The organism is Streptomyces sp. NPDC057002 (genome assembly GCF_042673825.1).
Classification (GTDB): Bacteria; Actinomycetota; Actinomycetes; order Streptomycetales; family Streptomycetaceae; genus Streptomyces.
In genome coordinates this window covers 462,653-480,806 of sequence record NZ_JBHURZ010000007.1, presented here as the reverse complement: position 1 = coordinate 480,806, position 18,154 = coordinate 462,653, and the positions used below count along the sequence as shown (strand labels likewise).

The 18,154-nt window shown below is 74.5% G+C and carries 13 protein-coding genes and 1 pseudogene; 2 read left to right on the top strand and 12 right to left on the bottom strand.

Features of this window, described 5'->3' with window-relative positions; all coding sequences use genetic code 11:
• Window positions 1-13 precede the first annotated feature (13 nt).
• From ACFT32_RS33180 to ACFT32_RS33160, 5 genes are all read right to left on the bottom strand, one after another.
• Window positions 14-2,203: an SWIM zinc finger family protein gene (locus ACFT32_RS33180; protein ID WP_382496644.1), complete on the bottom strand. Its 2,190-nt coding sequence runs from the start codon at window positions 2,201-2,203 to the stop codon at window positions 14-16.
• On the bottom strand, window positions 2,200-5,070 hold the full coding sequence (locus tag ACFT32_RS33175) for an SNF2-related protein (protein ID WP_382496642.1): 2,871 nt from the start codon (window positions 5,068-5,070) through the stop codon (window positions 2,200-2,202). Before ACFT32_RS33175 ends, ACFT32_RS33180 begins: the two co-directional genes overlap by 4 nt.
• Before the next feature lie 106 nt (window positions 5,071-5,176).
• Window positions 5,177-5,758, bottom strand: coding sequence for a sugar kinase (locus ACFT32_RS33170; RefSeq protein WP_382496640.1), 582 nt, complete (start codon window positions 5,756-5,758; stop codon window positions 5,177-5,179).
• Entirely contained in the window at window positions 5,755-6,903 is a 1,149-nt protein-coding gene (locus ACFT32_RS33165) for an ROK family glucokinase (protein ID WP_382496638.1), read from the bottom strand. Before ACFT32_RS33165 ends, ACFT32_RS33170 begins: the two co-directional genes overlap by 4 nt.
• Window positions 6,904-7,037: 134 nt before the next feature.
• A complete protein-coding gene (locus ACFT32_RS33160; protein WP_382496704.1) occupies window positions 7,038-7,775 on the bottom strand; it encodes a GntR family transcriptional regulator in 738 nt (245 codons plus the stop codon).
• Window positions 7,776-7,903: 128 nt separating this feature from the next.
• Between ACFT32_RS33160 and ACFT32_RS33155 the strand changes: the two genes are divergently transcribed.
• A complete protein-coding gene (locus tag ACFT32_RS33155; protein WP_382496637.1) occupies window positions 7,904-8,926 on the top strand; it encodes a Gfo/Idh/MocA family oxidoreductase in 1,023 nt (340 codons plus the stop codon).
• Window positions 8,927-8,943: 17 nt separating this feature from the next.
• Here ACFT32_RS33155 and ACFT32_RS33150 read toward each other — a convergent pair whose 3' ends face one another.
• Together ACFT32_RS33150 and ACFT32_RS33145 are read right to left on the bottom strand one after the other, a co-directional pair.
• Window positions 8,944-9,639: a response regulator gene (locus ACFT32_RS33150; protein ID WP_382496635.1), complete on the bottom strand. Its 696-nt coding sequence runs from the start codon at window positions 9,637-9,639 to the stop codon at window positions 8,944-8,946.
• Window positions 9,640-9,664: 25 nt separating this feature from the next.
• Window positions 9,665-10,726, bottom strand: coding sequence for a hypothetical protein (locus tag ACFT32_RS33145; protein ID WP_382496633.1), 1,062 nt, complete (start codon window positions 10,724-10,726; stop codon window positions 9,665-9,667).
• Window positions 10,727-10,895: 169 nt separating this feature from the next.
• On the opposite strand from ACFT32_RS33145, the gene ACFT32_RS33140 reads away from it, so the two are divergent.
• Window positions 10,896-12,755, top strand: a complete 1,860-nt coding sequence (locus ACFT32_RS33140; protein ID WP_382496632.1) for a caspase domain-containing protein — start codon at window positions 10,896-10,898, stop codon at window positions 12,753-12,755.
• Between the two features lie 7 nt (window positions 12,756-12,762).
• Here ACFT32_RS33140 and ACFT32_RS33135 read toward each other — a convergent pair whose 3' ends face one another.
• From ACFT32_RS33135 to ACFT32_RS33115, 5 genes and pseudogenes are all read right to left on the bottom strand, one after another.
• Window positions 12,763-13,098, bottom strand: a complete 336-nt coding sequence (locus tag ACFT32_RS33135) for a CHAT domain-containing protein (RefSeq protein ID WP_382496702.1) — start codon at window positions 13,096-13,098, stop codon at window positions 12,763-12,765.
• Window positions 13,099-13,189: 91 nt separating this feature from the next.
• A pseudogene (locus tag ACFT32_RS33130) lies at window positions 13,190-13,609 on the bottom strand (CHAT domain-containing protein); the annotation flags it as partial.
• A 2,003-nt stretch (window positions 13,610-15,612) separates the two neighbouring features.
• Window positions 15,613-16,293: an RES family NAD+ phosphorylase gene (locus ACFT32_RS33125; RefSeq protein ID WP_382496630.1), complete on the bottom strand. Its 681-nt coding sequence runs from the start codon at window positions 16,291-16,293 to the stop codon at window positions 15,613-15,615.
• A gap of 3 nt (window positions 16,294-16,296) precedes the next feature.
• Entirely contained in the window at window positions 16,297-16,953 is a 657-nt protein-coding gene (locus ACFT32_RS33120; RefSeq protein WP_382496628.1) for a hypothetical protein, read from the bottom strand.
• A complete protein-coding gene (locus ACFT32_RS33115) occupies window positions 16,944-18,074 on the bottom strand; it encodes a hypothetical protein (protein WP_382496626.1) in 1,131 nt (376 codons plus the stop codon). The genes ACFT32_RS33120 and ACFT32_RS33115 overlap by 10 nt, the downstream gene beginning before the upstream one ends.
• Window positions 18,075-18,154 lie beyond the last annotated feature (80 nt).

Genomic DNA, 18,154 nt, shown 5'->3' with positions numbered 1-18,154 from the left:
AGGCGCCAGGTTATTAAGCCTCCGCGGAAAATCCCATGCCGGCATGCTCCGGCAGACCGAGGCCCGTGAGGGCGCCGACGGGGTCCAGGTCGGGGGTGCCTCTCGGCCACCAGTCGTCGTGGCCCGGCTCGGACTCGTAGGCGTACCACAGGCCGTCGCGGCCCAGGCGGAGCTGGACGTGCCCCCGGGGGTGGGTGAGGTGGTTGCGCCGGGGGCGGAAGGCGGGCAGGTCAGCGGCGAGGAGGAGCGGGCGGGCCCGGTCGAACCGGCCGGCCGGCGGGTCCCACGGCTCCTCCAGTACGGCGAGGCCCTCCAGTCCGCCCTGGCGCCAGGCGGCGACCGCGCGGGCCAGCTCGGACGGCGTACGGCCCGCCGCGGAGGCGAGGGAGGAGTAGAGCGCCCGGGTGCCCGCGGTGAGTCCCGATCCGGGGCGGGCCGAGGCCAGGCGGACCGCGTCCTGCCAGAGGGTCAACTGCCCTACCGGGTCACGGCCGGTGGCGAGCAGGGCGTGCGCCCGGGCGGCGGCGTCCGTGGCCAGTTGGTCCAGCGCGAAGGGGTCGGGGCCGCCGGGGGACGCCGGGTAGGCCGGGGGCTGCTCGGGGTGGGCGGGCGTGGGCAGCGGCGTCGGCAGGGGCGGGAGGGTGCGCGGGGCGAGGGCGTCACCGGCCCGTACGCCGGGGAGCGGCTCCGGTTCCTTGTCCTGGGCGGCACGCGCCGCGCGGGTGGCGCTCAGCCGGGACAGCGCGTCGAGCAGCTCCCGTTCACCCCGGCCGCGCAGCAGGAGCAGGACGAAGGGGTCGGCGTCGAGCAGCCGGGCGGTCTGGTAGCAGAGGGCGGCGGCGTGCTTGCAGGGGTGGCCCCGGTCGGGGCAGCTGCACCGCGGTTCCAGGTCGCCGGGACCCGGCAGCAGAGGCACGCCGCAGTCCGCGAGGGACTGGGGCATCTCCTTGTCGAGGAGGGCCGCGATATGCCCGGGCCGGTCGACGGCGGCGTCCAGGAACCGCTCCCAGTCGGCGTCGTCCAGCGTGCGCAGCCGCACCTGCACGCGGTACGGGCGCGGGCGGCTGCCCTGTACGTAGGCCAGCACCAGTCCGGGCGTCACGGTGATCGCGTCGACATGCCCCTGCCCCGCGTAACCCCGCCCGCGCTCCAGCCGCTTGGCGTCCAGCGCGCCCTGTTCCAGCGCGGCGACCCACGCGTTCCCCCACCAGCTCTCGGCGAATCCCTTGCCGTCGGCCTCCCGGGGCGGAAAGGCCGGGAAGGTACGGCGGAGCTCGCTGTCTCTGCCGGGGGCGGCCATGGAGCGGGGCTTCCGGGGAGTGGCGTGAGGGGGGACCGCTGCTCGGGGGGCTGTGGGCGGGGTGGGCCAGGGGTTGGAGGTCGTAGGAGCGGAAGGTGGTGTGCCGGGGGCCGCGGGGCTGTGCGGGGCATCGGCCCCGAGGTCGGGCGAGTGCCCCTGGCCCGTTTCGCCGGCGCCCTCGGGCTCCGCGTCCGGCTCGTCCGCCTCCGGAGGCATCCGGAAGAGGTCGCCCAGCAACTGCCGTACATCACGCGCTCCCCTGCCGACGGCGTGCTCGCCCGCCCGCCGCTCAAGCCCCGGCCTCTGGTGCGCGGCGGACTGCCGGGCAGCCCGGCGCCTGCGCCCGGCCCCTTCGCGTGCGGTCTCTTCCCGTGCCCGCCGCGCGTCGTCCCGAGCCGCGCGCAGCGCCTCACGCGCGACGTCCCCCGCGCGCGGACCCGGGTGCTCGGTGACACCGCCGGAAGCATCGGCGAGGGCGCCTCCCGGCACATCGGCGGCCGCGCTCGTGCCTTCGTCCTCGGACGGCCCGCCGGCCGGAGCCGCCCCCGGCCTGCTGCCGCCGCCGTCGCCCTCGGTGCTTCTGCCGACGGCCCCGCTGCCGCCACCGTGGCTCGACGAGCCACCCGGCACCCCGGTCACCGCGTCATGGGCGTTCTCGGTCGCAGGCGCGTCCTCAGGGGAGTCCGAGTCCGCCTCACCCCCGTCGGCCCCACGCCGCTCGGACACCGCCCGGCGCAGTGCCTCGCGGGCCGCGTCCCCCGGTCGGGCGGTCTCCTGGCCGGCGGGTGACGGGGCCGGGGAAAGCGCCGGACGGGGAGCGGATGCCGGGTCCGGGTCCCGGGTCGCCTGCTCCCGGGCGGCGCGCAACGCCCGGCGGGCCTCGTCGGCCCCGCTGTGGGTCATGACGTCCTCCGCAGGGAGACCAGGTCGGACAGCTCGCGGTCCGTCAGTTCGGTGAGGGCCGACTCGCCGGAGCCGAGGATGGCGTCGGCCAGGGCGCGCTTGGCCTGGAGCATCTCGGCGATACGGTCCTCGACCGTGCCCTCGGTGATGAGGCGGTGGACCTGGACGGGCTGGGTCTGGCCGATGCGGTAGGCGCGGTCGGTGGCCTGTTCCTCGACGGCCGGGTTCCACCAGCGGTCGAAGTGGACGACATGGCCCGCGCGGGTGAGGTTGAGGCCGGTGCCCGCGGCCTTCAGGGACAGGACGAGGACGGGGGTCGAGCCGGCCTGGAAACGGTCCACCATGCGCTCCCGCTCCGGGACCGGTGTGCCGCCGTGGAGGAGGTCGACCGGGACGGCCCGGGTGGCCAGGTGCGTGGTGATCAGCCGGGCCATCCCCACGTACTGGGTGAAGACGAGTGCGGAGCCGTCCTCGGCGAGCAGCGTGTCCAACAGCTCGTCCAGCAGGGCGAGTTTGCCGGACCGGTTGGCGAACCGGTCGCCGCCGGGCCGGGCGTGCTCCGGCGCGGCGTCCTCCTTCAGATACAGCGCGGGGTGGTTGCAGATCTGCTTCAGCGAGGTGAGGAGCTTCAGCACCAGGCCCCGGCGGGCCATGCCCTCGGAGGTCTCGATGGCGAGCATCGACTCGCGGACCACCGCCTCGTACAGCGCGGCCTGTTCGCGGGTGAGCGGGACCGGGTGGTCGGTCTCCGTCTTGGGCGGCAGCTCGGGGACGATGCCCGGGTCGGACTTCTTCCGGCGCAGCAGGAAGGGGCGGACCAGGCGGGCCAGGCGCTCCACCGCCTGCTCGTCCTCACCGGTCTCGACGGCCCGGGCGTGCCGGGCGCGGAAGGACTTCAGCGGGCCGAGGAGGCCCGGTGTCGTCCAGTCGAGCAGCGCCCACAGCTCCGACAGGTTGTTCTCGACGGGTGTGCCGGTCAGGGCGACCCGCGCGGGGGACGGGATCGTGCGCAGCGCCTTGGCCGTCGCCGAGTAGGGGTTCTTGACGTGCTGCGCCTCGTCGGCGACGACCATGCCCCAGGTCCGCTCGGCCAGGGTGGGGGCCGCCGAGCGCATCGTGCCGTAGGTGGTGAGGACGAAACCGCCGTCCAGGCCGGCCAGGCTGCGGTCCGGGCCGTGGAAGCGGCGGACGGGGACGCCGGGCGCGAAGCGGGTGATCTCCCGCTGCCAGTTGCCCAGCAGCGAGGCCGGGCAGACCACCAGGGTCGGCTCGGAGCGGGCCCGCTTCAGGTGCAGGGCGATGAGGGTGACGGTCTTGCCGAGGCCCATGTCGTCGGCGAGGCAGCCGCCGAGACCGAGGGAGGTCATCAGCTCGAGCCAGGCCAGGCCCCGGAGCTGGTAGTCGCGCAGGGTGGCGTGCAGGTCCGGCGGCGGCTCGGCCGGGCGGATACCCGCGGTCAGGCGGTCGCGCAGGCCGGCCAGCGCGCCGACCGGGACGGCCTCGACCGTCTCGCCGTCCACGTCGGCCGTGCCCGTGAGGGCGACGGACAGCGCGTCCACCGGGTCGAGCAGGCCCAGGTCCCGCTTGCGGGCCTTGCGGACGAGGGCCGGGTCGACCAGCACCCACTGGTCGCGCAGCCGGACGACCGGGCGATGGGCCTCGGCGAGGGCGTCCATCTCGGTGTCGGTGAGCGGGTCGCCGCCGATCGCCAGCTGCCAGCTGAAGCGGAGCAGGTCCTCGCTCTCGAAGAAGCCGGTGCCGTCCTTCGCCGAGCCGGGGGCCGGGCGGACCACCGCCGTGGCGGACAGGTCCTGGGCCAGGTCCCTGGGCCAGTGCACGGCGACCCCGGCCGCGGCGAGCCGGGTGGCCGCGACTCCGAGCAGGTCGTTCAGCTCCTCCTCGGTCAGCGCCAGCACGTCGGGCACGTCCTGGTCGGAGAGCCGGTCGAGCGGGGGCCAGACCCGGGCCGCGCGGCGGACCGCGAGGGCCGCGTCCACGCGTGCGCGGGGACCGAAGGCGTCGTCGGCCCCGCCCGCCCAGAGGGCCGCCGCGTCGGCCACGAGGGTCGGGTCGGCGAGGCTGTGCACCTGGACGATCGCCGCGCCGGCACGGCGTACACCGCCGTCGGAGACGTCGTCGAACAGGTCGTACGCCGACAGGTCAAGGCGGAGCGAGATCCGCACCCCGGCGTCCATCCCGGCGGCGACCTCGGCGGCCCAGTCGTGGGCGTCGGGCAGGCGCTGGGCCTCCCGGGCCGCGAAGGGCCTGCCGGAGGTGTGGGGCGCGGCAGGGGTGCGGGGCAGGGTGTCGGCGACCGCGTCCAGGAAGGCACGCACCAGCGCTTCCGGTTCCGGCAGACGGATCGGGCCCGGGCCGGGCAGCGGGACGGCGTGCCCCTCGTACGGCAGGGCGGCGGCCACCGCGCGCAGGTGCGCGATGTCGTCCGGGTCGAGGGGGCCGGCGCGCCACGCGTCGTGCCCCGTGGCGGTGAGGCCGGGCAGCAGCCGGCCGCGCGCGGTGAGCCGCAGGGCGTGCAGGGCGGCGGCGCCCCAGCACGCGGTGGCGGGGTGCGCGGCGGGGTCGTGCCGGGCGCGCACCAGGAGCGGCAGGGCCGCGTCCAGCGGGAGCGAAAGCGCCGGGGTGGTCCGCCGCCGCACACCGGCGCCGTGCCGTCGTACGACGGTCAGCTCGGTGGCCGGGGCCTCCTCGGACTCCTCCGTGCCCTCGGTGCGCAGGGGCTCGCCCTCGGGGTCCCAGAAGGCGATCCGCCCCTCGCGCGGGAGGGGCGCGGGCAGGAAGACGGCCGGGAGCCGGACCGGGACCGCCGGCTCCCCCACCCGCGCGGCCACCACGGCCGTGTCGCCCATACGTCCTGCCACCTCCCGTCCCGCGTGTCGGATCAGTTGTCTCCGACTCTACGGGCGGGGTCTGACAATCGGCCCCGGCGGCCGCACCGGCCCGCCGGGCTTCGGGTCAGGGCACGGTCCGGGATACCACGAACACCCAGGGGTACGCCGGGTTGGACAGATCCACGACCACGTCGTGCGTGGGGGCCGGATTCTTCTGCCGGTGCACGACACCCGACCACAGGCCGTTGTCGGCGAACTTCCAGCCGGTCACCTTCCGGTCGCGGGCGCCGACGGTGACCTTGCCCTTCTTCAGGTCGTCCCGGGTCAGGCCGAGGCCCGTCAGATACGCGTCCAGACCTGCCGCGTTGGTCTCGAACTGGGCGTACAGGCGGCTGGTCTTCCAGTTGTTGGTCTCGTAGTACGCCACGTGCCAGGCCGGGTGCGGGACGGGCACCTGGTAGATCCGGCGCTGGAGCTTGGAGGGCCAGCCCTCGGTGAGGCCGGTCGCCGAGTACTTCGCCTCCTTGTCCTTGCCGCTGTCCCGGCTCTGGTTCGCGGAGATCACCAGGTAGCCGGCCGGGATGCCGATGAGCAGCACGATGATCAGCAGGGTGAGGGCCCTGCGGCGGATCATGTGGCCGCGGTTCTCGACCGGGCGCTCCGGCTCGTCGGGCCAGGGGCCCTGGTGGGGCAGCGAAGCGGTCACAGCGTCTCCTGGGTACTGCGGCGGGACTGTGCGTACCGCTCGTAGCGCTCGTACCGCTCCACCCGGCGGCGCTTGGCGCGGCGGAAGCGGCGGGCGACCAGCCGGGCCAGATCGGCGGCGCCGACCATGCCGGCCTCGGGGCCGAGCTGGGCCCGGGTGATGCGGGCCTCGGGGCGGTAGCCGCGGCCCGTCAGATGCCGGCGGAAGGCGTCCCGCGCGGGGCCGATCAGCAGGTCGTCGGCGGCCGAGACACCGCCGCCGATCACGAAGCAGGAGGGGTCGAGGGCGGCCGCGAGGTTGGCGATGCCGACGCCGAGCCACTGGCCGATGTCCTGGAGCAGCTCGATGCACATGGCGTCGCCGTCGCGGGCCAGCTCGGTGATCATCGGGCCGCTGATCTCGGAGATGTTGCCCTTGACGTGCTCGATGATCCCGTACGCCACCGGCGAATCGGCGGCGGCCAGCTCGCGTGCCTCGCGGACCAGGGCGTTCCCGGAGCTGTACTGCTCCCAGCAGCCGCGGTTGCCGCAGGGGCAGCGGTGACCGCCGGGCACGACCTGCATATGGCCGAACTCGCCGGCGACGCCGTACTTGCCGCGCTTGACCTGGCCGTCCTCCAGGATCGCGCCGCCGATGCCGGTGCCCAGCGTGATCATGACGAGGTGGTCCTCGCCGCGGCCTGCGCCGAAGCGCCACTCGGCCCACGCGGCGCTGTTGGCGTCGTTGTCGACCAGGACGGGCACGGCGAGCCGCTCGGCCAGGCGGTCGCGGAGCGGTTCGTTGCGCCAGGACAGGTGGGGGGCGAACAGCACGCGGTTGCGGTCGGCGTCGACCCAGCCGGCCGCGCCGATGCCGACGGCGTGCACGTCGTGCCGGTCGGAGAGGTCCAGGACCAGTTCGGCGATGGTGTCCTCGACGACCTTGGGGCTCTTGGACTTGTCCGGGGTCTCCGTGCGGAGCTTCTCCAGGATGTTGCCGTCGGCGTCCACGACGCCCGCCATCACCTTCGTACCGCCGATGTCGATGCCGACCGTCGGCACGCGGGGTGCCGTCAGGTGTGAGCGGCGCTCCCGGGTGCCGACGGTGCGGAGCACGGTGGCACGGCGGGAGCCGATGGGGGCGGTGAAGTCGCGGTAGGTGCTCATCGGGCCCGATTCTGCCTCACCGTGGGGGTGTGTGCGGAGCGGGGCAGGGGCGGGGTGGTGCGGATCATTGCCGGGTGCGGGTGAGTGGTTGGTTGCTCGCGCGGTTCCCCGCGCCCCCAAGAAACGCGCCCCCCTCAAGTCCTCACAAGAAGCTGGAACTCGAACGAATAGCGCGTCGGGCGGTACGTGTGTGTGCCGTATTCCACTGCCCGGCCCGTGTCGTCGAACGTGACGCGTTGCATGGTCAGGAGCGGGGCCCCTGCCGCCTCGGCCAGTCGCTCCGCCTCCGGTGGTGTCGCCGCTCGGGCGCCGATGGACTGGCGGGCGCTGTGGAGGGTGATGCCGGCCGCTCGCATCAGGCGGTAGAGGCCGGTGGTCTCCAGCTGGTCGGTGTCGAGGTCGATGAGGCCGGGGGGCAGGAAGTTGCAGAGGTAGGCCATGGGCTCGCCGTGGGCGAGGCGGAGGCGTTCCACGCGGTGCACGTCGCTGCCCTCGGCGATGCCGAGCGCTGCGGCGACCTCGGCGGAGGCGGGCTCGACCGTGTTGACCAGGACCTTCGTGGCCGGGCGCTGGCCCGCCGCCTCCAGGTCGTCGTAGAGGCTGCTGAGCTCCAGGGGGCGCTTGACCTGGCTGTGCACGACCTGGGTGCCCACGCCGCGGCGGCGTACGAGGAGGCCCTTGTCGACGAGTGACTGGATGGCCTGGCGGACGGTCGGCCGGGACAGGCCGAGCCGGGCCGCGAGCTCGATCTCGTTGCCCAGCAGGCTGCCGGGGGTCAGCGTGCCGTGCTCGATCGCGGCCTCCAGCTGCTGGGACAGCTGGAAGTACAACGGCACGGGAGAGCTGCGGTCCACGCTCAGCTCGAGCTGCACGGTCGGGTCCACTTCTGGTTTCGGCACGGGCCGAGCGTAGCTCCGTGCCGTGTTGACGGGAAGTTGTGTAGTCAGATTGTCCGGACAAACAGATTGACAGGGGCGAGCTGTGCACGCACTTTGTTCTCATGCGCATCGGGGTCATCGGTACGGGCCGCATCGGCACGATCCACGCGAACACGCTCAGCCGGCACCGCGACGTCGGGTCCTTGATCCTCACGGACGCGGACCCCACGCGGGCCCAGGATCTGGCGCACCGGCTGGGTGAGACGGCGGCGCCCGGCGTGGAGGAGATCTTCCGCTGGGGAGTCGACGCCGTGGTGATCACGACGAACACCTCCGCCCACGCCGAACTGATCGGTCGGGCAGCACGCTCGGGTCTGCCGGTGTTCTGCGAGAAGCCCATCGCGCTGGATCTGCCGGGGACCCTGAGCGCGATCGCCGAGGTCGAGACGGTCGGGACGGTCCTCCAGATGGGCTTCCAGCGCCGCTTCGACACCGGCTACACGGGCGCCCGCGAGGCCGTGCGGTCGGGCAGGCTGGGGCGGCTGCACACCGTCCGGGCGCTGACCAGCGACCAGTCGCCGCCGTCCCCCGCGTGGCTGCCGCTGTCCGGCGGGCTGTACCGGGACACGCTGATCCACGACTTCGACGTACTGCGCTGGGTGACGGGCCGGGAGGTGGCCGATGTGTACGCGGCCGGTTCCGACGCGGGGCCCGCGATGTTCCGCGAGGCCGGCGACGTCGACACCGCCGCCGTGCTCCTCACCCTCGACGACGGCATGCTCGCCACGATCACCGGCTCCCGGATGAACGGGGCCGGCTACGACGTACGCATGGAGCTGGCCGGGGAGCGCGACCAGATCGTGGTCGGTCTGGACGACCGTACGCCGATCGCGTCCACCGAACCGACCGGGCCGCCGGCCGCGGACAAGCCCTGGACGGGCTTCCTGGAGCGCTTCGGCCCGGCCTACGAGGCGGAGCTGAACGCGTTCGTCGAGGTCGTCCGGGGCGAGCGGGCCAACCCCTGTGACGGGCGCGAGGCGCTGCAGGCGCTGCGCATCGCCGAGGCGTGCGAGCTGTCGCGCCGGGAGCGCAGGGCGGTGCGGCTGGCGGAGATCCCCGGCGGGGCCGCCCAGACGTTCGCGTGACGGCGGCCGGCTCCGGGTCAGTGCCCCTCCGGTTCCTCCTGCTCCGTGTGCTCCTCGTCCAGGAGTCCCGCGTCGTAGGCCAGCAGCGCGATCTGCACCCGGTTGTTGAGGTCCAGCTTGGCCAGGATGCGTGAGACGTGTGTCTTGACGGTGGCGACGCTCATGAAGAGGCCGGTGGCGATCTCGGCGTTGGCGAGGCCCCGGCCGACCGCCACGGCGACCTCGCGCTCGCGGTCGTTGAGGACGGCCATGCGGGCACGCGCGCGTGCGCGGCGCGTGTCGGCGGCGGTGCCGACCGCGTGCCGCATCAGCTGACGGGTGACGGTGGGCGACAGGACCGGGTCGCCGGCCGCGACCCGGCGCACCGCCGCGAGGATCTCGGCGGGCGGGGTGTCCTTGAGGACGAAGCCGGCGGCGCCCACGCGCAGCGCCCGCAGCACCTGTTCGTCGGCGTGGAAGGTGGTGAGCACCACCACCTGCGGGGCGTCCGTGCGTGCGCGCAGCCGCTCCGTGGCCGTGAGGCCGTCCACCGTCGGCATCCGGATGTCCATGAGCACGATGTCCGGGCGGGTGCGGTCGACGAGCGCCTCCACCTCGCCGCCGTCGGCGGCCTCCCCGACGATCTCGATGTCGTCGGCGCCGCCCATCATGAAGGACAGTCCGGCCCGCACCAGCGGATCGTCGTCGACGAGGAGAAGTCTGATCGCAGTCATGGGAGTTACGTAATCACGGCCGCGGTCACGCGCGCAGCGTCACTCCGTACAGGGTGCGCAGGCGGCGGATCTCCCACCAGACCACCGCCGTCACCGAGGCGGGGCCGCCGACGACGGCGAGGCCCTGGATCACCGGCGGGCCGGGCGGCAGACCGCCCGCGACCATGCTGATGACCGCGAATTCCCACACCAGGGTGCCGGTCAGCAGGGCGGGGAGCGCCGCGTGCACGGCCGAGGTGTTGAATCCGGTGCGGATGGCAGGGCCGGTGGCGAACCCGATGAAGAACAGGAGCCAGACCAGGGGCAGGGCCGCCGCGGTGATCAGCCAGGGGGCGGGGTCCGTCGCCGCAGCGGAGGACGACGTGTTCCGGCCGAGCAGGACGATCGCCCCGCCGAGCAGCGGAAGGGCCGTCACGGCACCGACGTACCACCCGGCCGACCGCAGGGCGGCCCGCACGCTGGCGCGCATGTCCGACCGCCGCTCCGCCGACGCCCAGCGGAAGAGCACCGCGATCACGACGGGCGCGCTGAGCAGCAGCAGCGGCGGGGTGACCGCCAGCCGCATCATGTACTGCTCCTGGGCCTCGGCGACGTCCTCCGGTTTGCCGTAGACGGCGAGCAGCAGCAGGGACATGGCCGCCGCGGTCCAGGCCCGCACCTTCTGCACGCGCGTGACGTGCCGGTCGTCGACGGCCCGGTGCCCGTGCCGCGGGAAGAGCCGGTGGGCCCGGTTGCGGGCCGAGCGTGCGAACGAGTAGCCGACCACGAGCGGCAGGAACGTGAACCAGGTGCACGGGGCGAGCAGCAACAGCCACACACAGCCGGAGGTGTTCGACCGCCCCTGCCGCAGCAGCTGGCGCAGCGAAGGCCATTCGCCGATGCGCGGACCGCCCTGCCCCGGCCCTGGGTGAGGCTGCGGCGGATAGGGATGGGGATACGGATACGGCTGTGGCTGCGGCGGGTAGCCGTACGGGGCCGGGCCCGGCTGCGGGGGTACATAGGGGCCCGTGGCCGGAGGCGGCGGGTACGGTCCCCCGGCCGGCGGACCGGGCGGCTGGTACGGATTGGCGGGTCCCCCGAAACTCACGTGGTGTTCCTTCCGTTACTCGCGGTGCTGAAGGCGGCACAAACATCAGCCATCTCCGCAGTCAAGTCAACTGGCTTCGGCGCGCGGGGGCATGGGGTTGCGCGCGGGCGCCCGGCATGCGCCCCGGAAACGCCCTGCCCGCGCCCGGCGGACCTGGAAGGATCACCGTATGCGCACCGTGTACGCCCTGTTCGTGGGCATCGACGACTACCCCGGCGCGCCGCTGCGCGGCTGCGTCAACGACGTACGGGCGGCGGAGAACTGGCTGCGCGGCAGAACCGGTCCGGAACCCCGCGTCCAGACGCTGTACGACGCCCGGGCGACCCGGGCGGCCGTGCTCGCGGGCCTGGAGGAGCACCTGGGGCGCAGCGGCCCCGGCGACACCGCGCTGCTGTGGTTCAGCGGGCACGGCAGCCAGAGCCCGACCACCGACCCGGGCGAGGCCACCGGCTGGTCCCAGGCGCTGGTGTGCCACGACAGCCTCGTCCCGGGCGGGCAGCCGGTGCTGCGGGACACCGAGCTGGGGGCGCTCCTGGACCGCGTCGCCGCCCGCGGCACCCATGTCGTCGCGGTGCTGGACTGCTGCCACTCGGGCGGGGCGACACGGGAGGACGCAGGGGGTCCGGCCGGTGCGGCGGTCCGGGGCGTGCCCTGGCAGTCGTGGTGGCACATGGGGTCGCGCGAGGGCGGCGGGCCGGGACCCGAGCGGGGTCGGCATGTCCTGCTGGCCGCGTGCCGTCCGCAGGAGCTCGCGCACGAGCAGGTCATCGACGGGCGGACCCGGGGCCTGTTCAGTCATGCGCTGCTGAGCGCGCTCGCCGGTCTCGGTCCCGCGACCACGTACGGGGAGCTGCACGCGCTCGCCCACGCGCGCGTGCGGGTCCGGGGCCACCTCCAGCATCCCGAGCTGCGCGGTCCGGAGGACGGTGGCTTCCTGTCGGGCGACCCGGTACCGGCCTCGCCGTTCCTGTTGCGGCACACGGCGTGGGGCTGGGAGGTCAACTGCGGCGCGGCGCACGGGCTGCGGTCGGCGGGCGCCGAGTTCACCCTGGCCGGGGGCGCCGTGGAGCGCACGGTCGTGGTCCGGGAGGTGCGGGCCGAGTCGGCCCTGGTGGACCCGGTCGACTGGCAGCCGGCTCCCGAGGACGAGCAGGTGGCGCACGCCGTCACCCCGTCGGCCATGGCGTTCCCCCCGGCGGTCGTGACGCTGTCCGGTGAGCCGGTCGCCGTACGTCTGGTCGCGGAGGCCGTCGCGGCGGTCCCCGCGCTGGCCCTGGAGCCGGACGGGCCGCCCGCGGCGGAAGGGGTGCTGCGCCTGCACGTGGCGGCCGGGGACGGCAGGGCCCGGGTGTCGGGCGGCGCCGGGTATCCCGTGCCCGAACTGCCGCTGGAGTCCCCCGCGGACGCGGCCGGCGTCACCGACTGCCTCGCCCACATCGCCCGCTGGCACCACATCCGGGACCTGGCCAATCCCGATCCGCTCCTGTCGTCGCTGGTGCGGATCACCGTCGAGGAGACGCCGGTGGGCAGTCTGTGTCACTCGGCGGACGGCGAGATCGTCTGCGCCTACACACCCGACGGCCGTGAACCGCAGGTGCGGGTCGGGATCCACAACTTCTCCGGACGTGACCTGTGGGCGGTGCTCCTCGATCTGACGGACGGCTACGGCTCGTCCCCGCACCTGTTCGAGGGTGAGTTCATCGGGGACGGCCGGGCCGGGTGGGCCCGGCGCGGGCAGCCCGTGTGGATGCGGCTGCCGCCGGGGCGTTCGAAGGCGCGGGGTGCCTCCACCCTGGACTGGCTGAAGGTGATCGTCGCGGAGGAGGAGCTGAACCTCGCGCCCTTCCGGCTGCCCGCCTGGTCCTCCGCCGCCCCCTCGGGTGCACGCCTCAGCCCGGCCCCGGCGGGTGGAGGCGGCCTGCTGCGGGTGATCGGGGCGGGCGTCAAGGACGGCCGGGACGCGGGCGGTCCGGCCCTCGGGGCGGCCCGCTGGGGGACGGCACAGGTGGTCGTACGCACCCAGGTGTGAGGAGCCGTCACCAGCCGAGGTGGGTGAAGCCCGCCCACGCGGTCAGATCGGCGCCGTCGATGTGCCGTACCCGTGCCCGCAGCCGGTCCGGCATGCCGGGCGGCGCCTCGCGGCGTTCGTTCAGCATCCACGACTGGGCGCTGCGCAGCGCCGCTCCGGGCGGCATGCCTTCCTGGCTCATGAAGTGGTGGGTCATGTACATCAGCAGGGACGTCGCCTCGTCGGGCACGGGCCACAGGGAGCCGATGACCGAGCGGGCGCCCGCGACGAGGAACGCGGTGGACAGGCTGTACGCCTCGTCGTAGCCGTGCCCGGAGACGTTGGTACGGCAGGCCGCGAGCACGACCAGGTCCAGGCCGGTAACGGGTCGCGCCCTCGGTCAGTTCCTCGGCGGCCAACCGCCCTCCGGACAGGGCGAGATAGGCGCTGTGCCGCTCGCCCTGGCGCACCACTCCGTGGCAGGCGAGGTGCAGCAGTCCGCCCTGCTGCCGGCGCAGCCAGTCGGTGACGGCGGCGGGCGTGGCGGCACCGGGGCCGAGCAGGTCGCCGTCCGGGTGGAAGACGCTGTGGACGGCGTCGGCCTCTTCGCCGGCGTGGTGCAGATCGCGGGTCGGGTTGCCGACGACCAGGGTCCGGCGGGTGCCGGCGGCGGGCCGGGCGGCCAGGTCGCACAGCAGCCGGGCGGAGGGCAGGTAGGAGATGTCCACCTCCTCGCAGGCGTACCCGTGCGACCGGCGCCGGCCAGGCACGCGTGCGGCGTGCCAGGGCACGACGCCCAGGGCGCCCATGGGGACGAGCACGAGGGTGGGCACCCGGCCGTAGCCGCGCGGAAGCCGGTTCAGCAGCGGTTCCATGACCGCCGTACCGGCCCAGGCGCACACCTGTTCAAGGGCGGCGCGGCTCGTGGCGGGGCTCGGGACCGGCCCGGGCGGGGTGTCGTCCTCGGGCGGGCCGCCGGCGTCGCGGCCGGGGGTGCCGGTGGCCCGGTAGGCGGTGAGCGGGGGTGCGTCGAGGGTGAGGCGGGGCAGGTCGAGGGCGTCCGTGGTGCCGTCGGCCTTGACGATGACGGCGGCGCCGGAGCCGTGCCGGGGGCCGAGGAGTCCGGGCACCTCCTCCTCGCCGGGCACCAGGTAGACCAGCGCGGTCGCGCCCATCGCGCCCAGCGCCGAGCCGATGTCCCCGGGTGAGGGCACATCCAGCAGGCCGTGTCGCCGGGGGGAGTCGGCCAGGGCCTCCAGGACCCGTCGGCGCAGTCGGCTGGAGGGCCCCGCGACCGCGGCCTGAGCGGCCATCAGCATCTCCTCACCCAGCGCGGGCACACTGCCCGCCGCCTGCCATTCCCGCGCGAGTTCCGTCCGGCCCAGCTCCCTCAGCAGCTCGGGCACGGTGGTGACCACGGTCGCCGCGTGCAGGACGAGGCCGCGCCCCGCGTCCAGGGCCTGTACGGCGTCGCCGTGGGCGCCGTCGGCCAGACACCAGCGCGCCACGTCGAGGGCCTGGGCGCCCGCCAGCCGGGCGGTCTGCGCGGCATGGGCCGTACCGGACTGGAGCAGGGAACTCCAGGCCGCCGCGCGCAGGCAGTCGAGGCCGACGCGGCGGGAGGCGTCGTAGTTCAGGCGTCTCGTGCGTGCGTCGTGCGTGTACTCGTCGCCGCGCAGGCGGTAGGCCCTGGCCAGCGACATGCCGGTGCCGCCCCACAGGGGGTGGTGCGGGCCACCGGCGAGCTTGAGGGTGTGCCGCAGCCAGGCGATGCCCTGGTCCAGGTGGTCGAGGCGGTCGGCCGGAGGTCCCATGGGGAGGCCGGCCATGGTGCAGTGAGCGACTCCCAGCGAGCCCGTGGTCCGGATCCATCGCTCGTCGTCCGGTTCGAGCAGCTCCAGTGTGGCTTCCTGCAGCTCCATGGCCTCCAGCATTCCCTGGTGGTCCATCGCCGGCAGGGCGCGTGCCCCGATGGCGAAGGCGGCCTCGGCCAGTTTGTCGGCCTGGGCGTTGCGCGGCAGCCCCGCGATCCGGCGGCGGATCTCGTGTGCGGGTGTGGCGGCGCCCGCCCCTTCGGCAGCGGGTTCGAAGCGTCCGGTGCGCTGCGCCCGCAGGAGGCCCAGGTGGCTCCGGGCGCTTTCCAGGTTCGATTCGAACGCGAGCATGTCGATGTGTTCGGCCGGCAGTTCCTCCAAGGCCCGTTCGAGCACGCGGATCTGCTCGGCCAGGGCCTTCTCGTCGGCGCTGCGGGCCGCCTGGTGCACACGGAAGAGGGCGATCTGCGCGTTCAGGGCCAGACGCTCGTCCGGTCGCAGTGCCGCGGTCCCGACGATGCGCGCCATGTCGTCCACGGCGGTGTCGAAGTCATCCTCTCCGCCGCCCAGTTGGGCCAGATAGGTCCGCAGGATGGCATGGGCGAAGTCGAGGTTCTCGCGGGTCCGGGTGCCGGACGGAACCGCGGCCCGGGCCCGTTCGATCCGGGCGATGGCACGCTCGATGTCGGCGGGGTCGGTGAGGTGCCGCAGGCCGAACGCGCTGTTCTTGACCACGACGTCGGCCTGCCAGATCTCGTCCGCCGGCCCGTGGTCGCGCACCTCCTGCCAGAGTTCCTCCTCGCGCGCGGGGTCGAAGAGCGGTTGTTCGAGCCGCAGGATCGGCAGCACGCTCAGCACATGTCCCGCGCGCAGGCCGGACATGACGGTGCCCCGGGGCAGCGCGGCCCAGTCCTCGATCAACCGGTCGTACGCCTGCCGCGCCGTCGCACAGCCCAGCCGGTCCAGTACCAGTTGGGTCATGCCGGCCAGCTCCCGGCCGTTCACGACGCCCTCGATCCGCTGCTCGATCTCCCAGCGCAGCGCCTGGAGGTCGTACGGAGTCGTCATCTCACATCCCCCGCTCCCACGGGCCGCGGCGCGGTCCGTGTCCGGTACGGCGCCAGCACCCCGTTGAGCCAGCGTTCCCCCTCCTCGGTCCCGAAGTCGACGCCGGGCGCGCCCGTGGGTTCCAGCACCGGCGGCCCGCCCCGGTCGTCGAAGAGGATCGCGACCCGGTCGGCGGGCTCGCGCTTGGACGGCCAGACGAAGCCCTGTGCCCAGGGCTCGGTGTGCCGGCGGATCCAGTGGCCCCAGTCGCGGGTCTGCGGGTAGTCCGCGCCCTCGGTGTGCACCAGCCAGGCGTCCTGCGCCACCGCCGCGAGATCCGCGCCGGACATCAGCGAGACGACCTCGATATCGGCGGCCAGTCGCAGGAAGGACAGGCTGCGGCGTTCGAACGCCACACGGGGCAGCAGCCGGTGGCCCGCGTCGGAGTCGAACGGCAGTGAACGCAGCAGCACCTCGCAGACGGCGGCACCGACGCCGAAGCCGACATAGAGGTAGCCGTAGCGGTCGTAGGGGGTGCTGTCGAAACGGCCGCCGTAGTAGAACGCGTGCGAGGGGCGGGCGTTGTACGCGATCGGCGGGCGGTGGGTGGAGTGCACGCGGTACACCGGTGTGCCGGCGCGCAGGACGGCGCGGGTCGGTTCGCCCGGCAGGGCCTCGGGCGGCGGGTACTTGCCCATGGGCTACTCCTCCCCCTCGGGACCGGCCAGTTCCCGGGCCGCGCCGAGCAGTTCGGCGTCGCGGCCACGGCCCAGCAGGGCCGCGGGGGTGCCGTCCCACCATGTCGTACGGGACAGCCACCAGTCGGCGGCGCCCCAGGGGTCGGTGGCGGCGCGCAGGACGGAGTTGACGTCCAGGACGATCCGCCAGGGCATGGCCCCGGCCTCGAACTGGAAGAGGGGCAGCCGTCTGCGGCCGTCCGGGCCGGAGAGGACGATCAGCCGTGGGTCGGCGCTCTCGGTCCAGGGCGTGGACGGCTCGCTCAGCAGGCGTTCGCGGACGGGGCCCAGGACGGGTCCGACCATGGGGTTGCCGTCGAGGACGAGCATGCACAGGTCGGCCGCCGCGTATCCCTCGTACAGCTGCTGGGCCGGGGGCTGCGCCGTGAACCGCCCGGTGTCGCCGTGCTGTCGGAGCCGGGCGGACTCGTCGGCGGGGAGGGTGTCGAGGAGGGTCTGGGCGGCGGCCAGGACGGCGGCCGGGTCCGAGGCGTCCGCCCCGGCTCGCAGTCGGGACAGCCGCTCGCTCAGCGTCCGGCGTGTGCCCGGTTCGAGCAGGCCGGACAGTCTCTGCCAGTCGGCCGCGGCGGCCGCGAGCACCATTGAGGGGTTCACCCGCACCTGTGCCCTTTCTCCTCGGTGTCGGCTGACGCGTGTGCGGCCGGGGGCCGTTCGCGCGCGCCCAGCGTCTCGGCCAGCAGGTCGGCGACCAGGGGGCGGCGGACGACGAGGTGGAGGTCCGTGTCCGTGTCGGTGCCGGCGTCCAGCGCGGCCCACAGGGCACTGACGCCGGTCTGCGGGGGCAGTCCGCCGCGGCCCGCGCCGAGCAGGGGGAAGCAGATCGACCGCAACGGCGGTGTGAAGGCGGCGCGTTCCTCGGACAGCAGGGCCAGGGCGCGGGCCGCGGCCGTGACGACGTCCTGGGCGGCGACGTCGTAGTCGTTGGTGCCGGGCCTCGGGACGGCGACGGCGGCGTGGTAGAGACGGCGGACGCCCCGGGCCGCGAGGGCGCCCGGCTCGGTGGGGGCGACGGTGCCGGGCAGTGCGGGGCGGCCCAGCAGCCCGTGTGCCGTGCGCCAGGCGAGCAGCGCGTCGTGCACCGGGTCGGCGGTGACGTCCCCGGCCGTGCCGCGCACGGCGCCCGCGCGGCGCAGGGACGCGGACACGGAGGCCTTGAACATCGCGGGCAGGGAGAGGTGCGTGTTGGTCGGGGAGACGATCACGTCGACGTTCCGGAGGAGTTCGACGGGGTGGACGTGCAGCAGTACGTCGCGGGATCCGACGCGGAGGGAGCGGTGCTGCAAGTGCGGTGCGAGGAGAGGCGGTTGGGGTGTGGCCGCACGCCGCGGGGCGATGCCCGCCAGCCAGCACACCTGTTCGGCGATCTGGGCCAGGACCATTTCCTCCTGGCTCTTGCGGAAGCGCTCGACGCTGACGCTGTACACCTGGGCGGCGAGCCGTCGCCGGTCCGCCGCCGGGCGGTCGCGCAGGCCGGGCGCCAGGCCGAGCGAGTAGCCGGCCGCCTGCTCCAGGTCACCGCCGCCGAGCCGGGACACGGCCGTGCGCAGCAGGTTCTCCACCTCGACGGGCCAGGCGTCGGTCACGGCGGCGGAGTGCGCGGCGGCGGCCCGGCGGAGCAGCGGCACATCGAGCTCCCGGATCCGGACCAGGCCCTCGACCCGGACCGTCTTCACCTCCCTCAACACGGACGCGACCTCGAACTGCGGTGCACCAGACGACATATGCCCATGATCCGCCGCGCGCCTCACCGGCCACAAGGGCCGTGGGTCAGTGGGGGCCGTGGGCCGTGGATTTGTGGAGC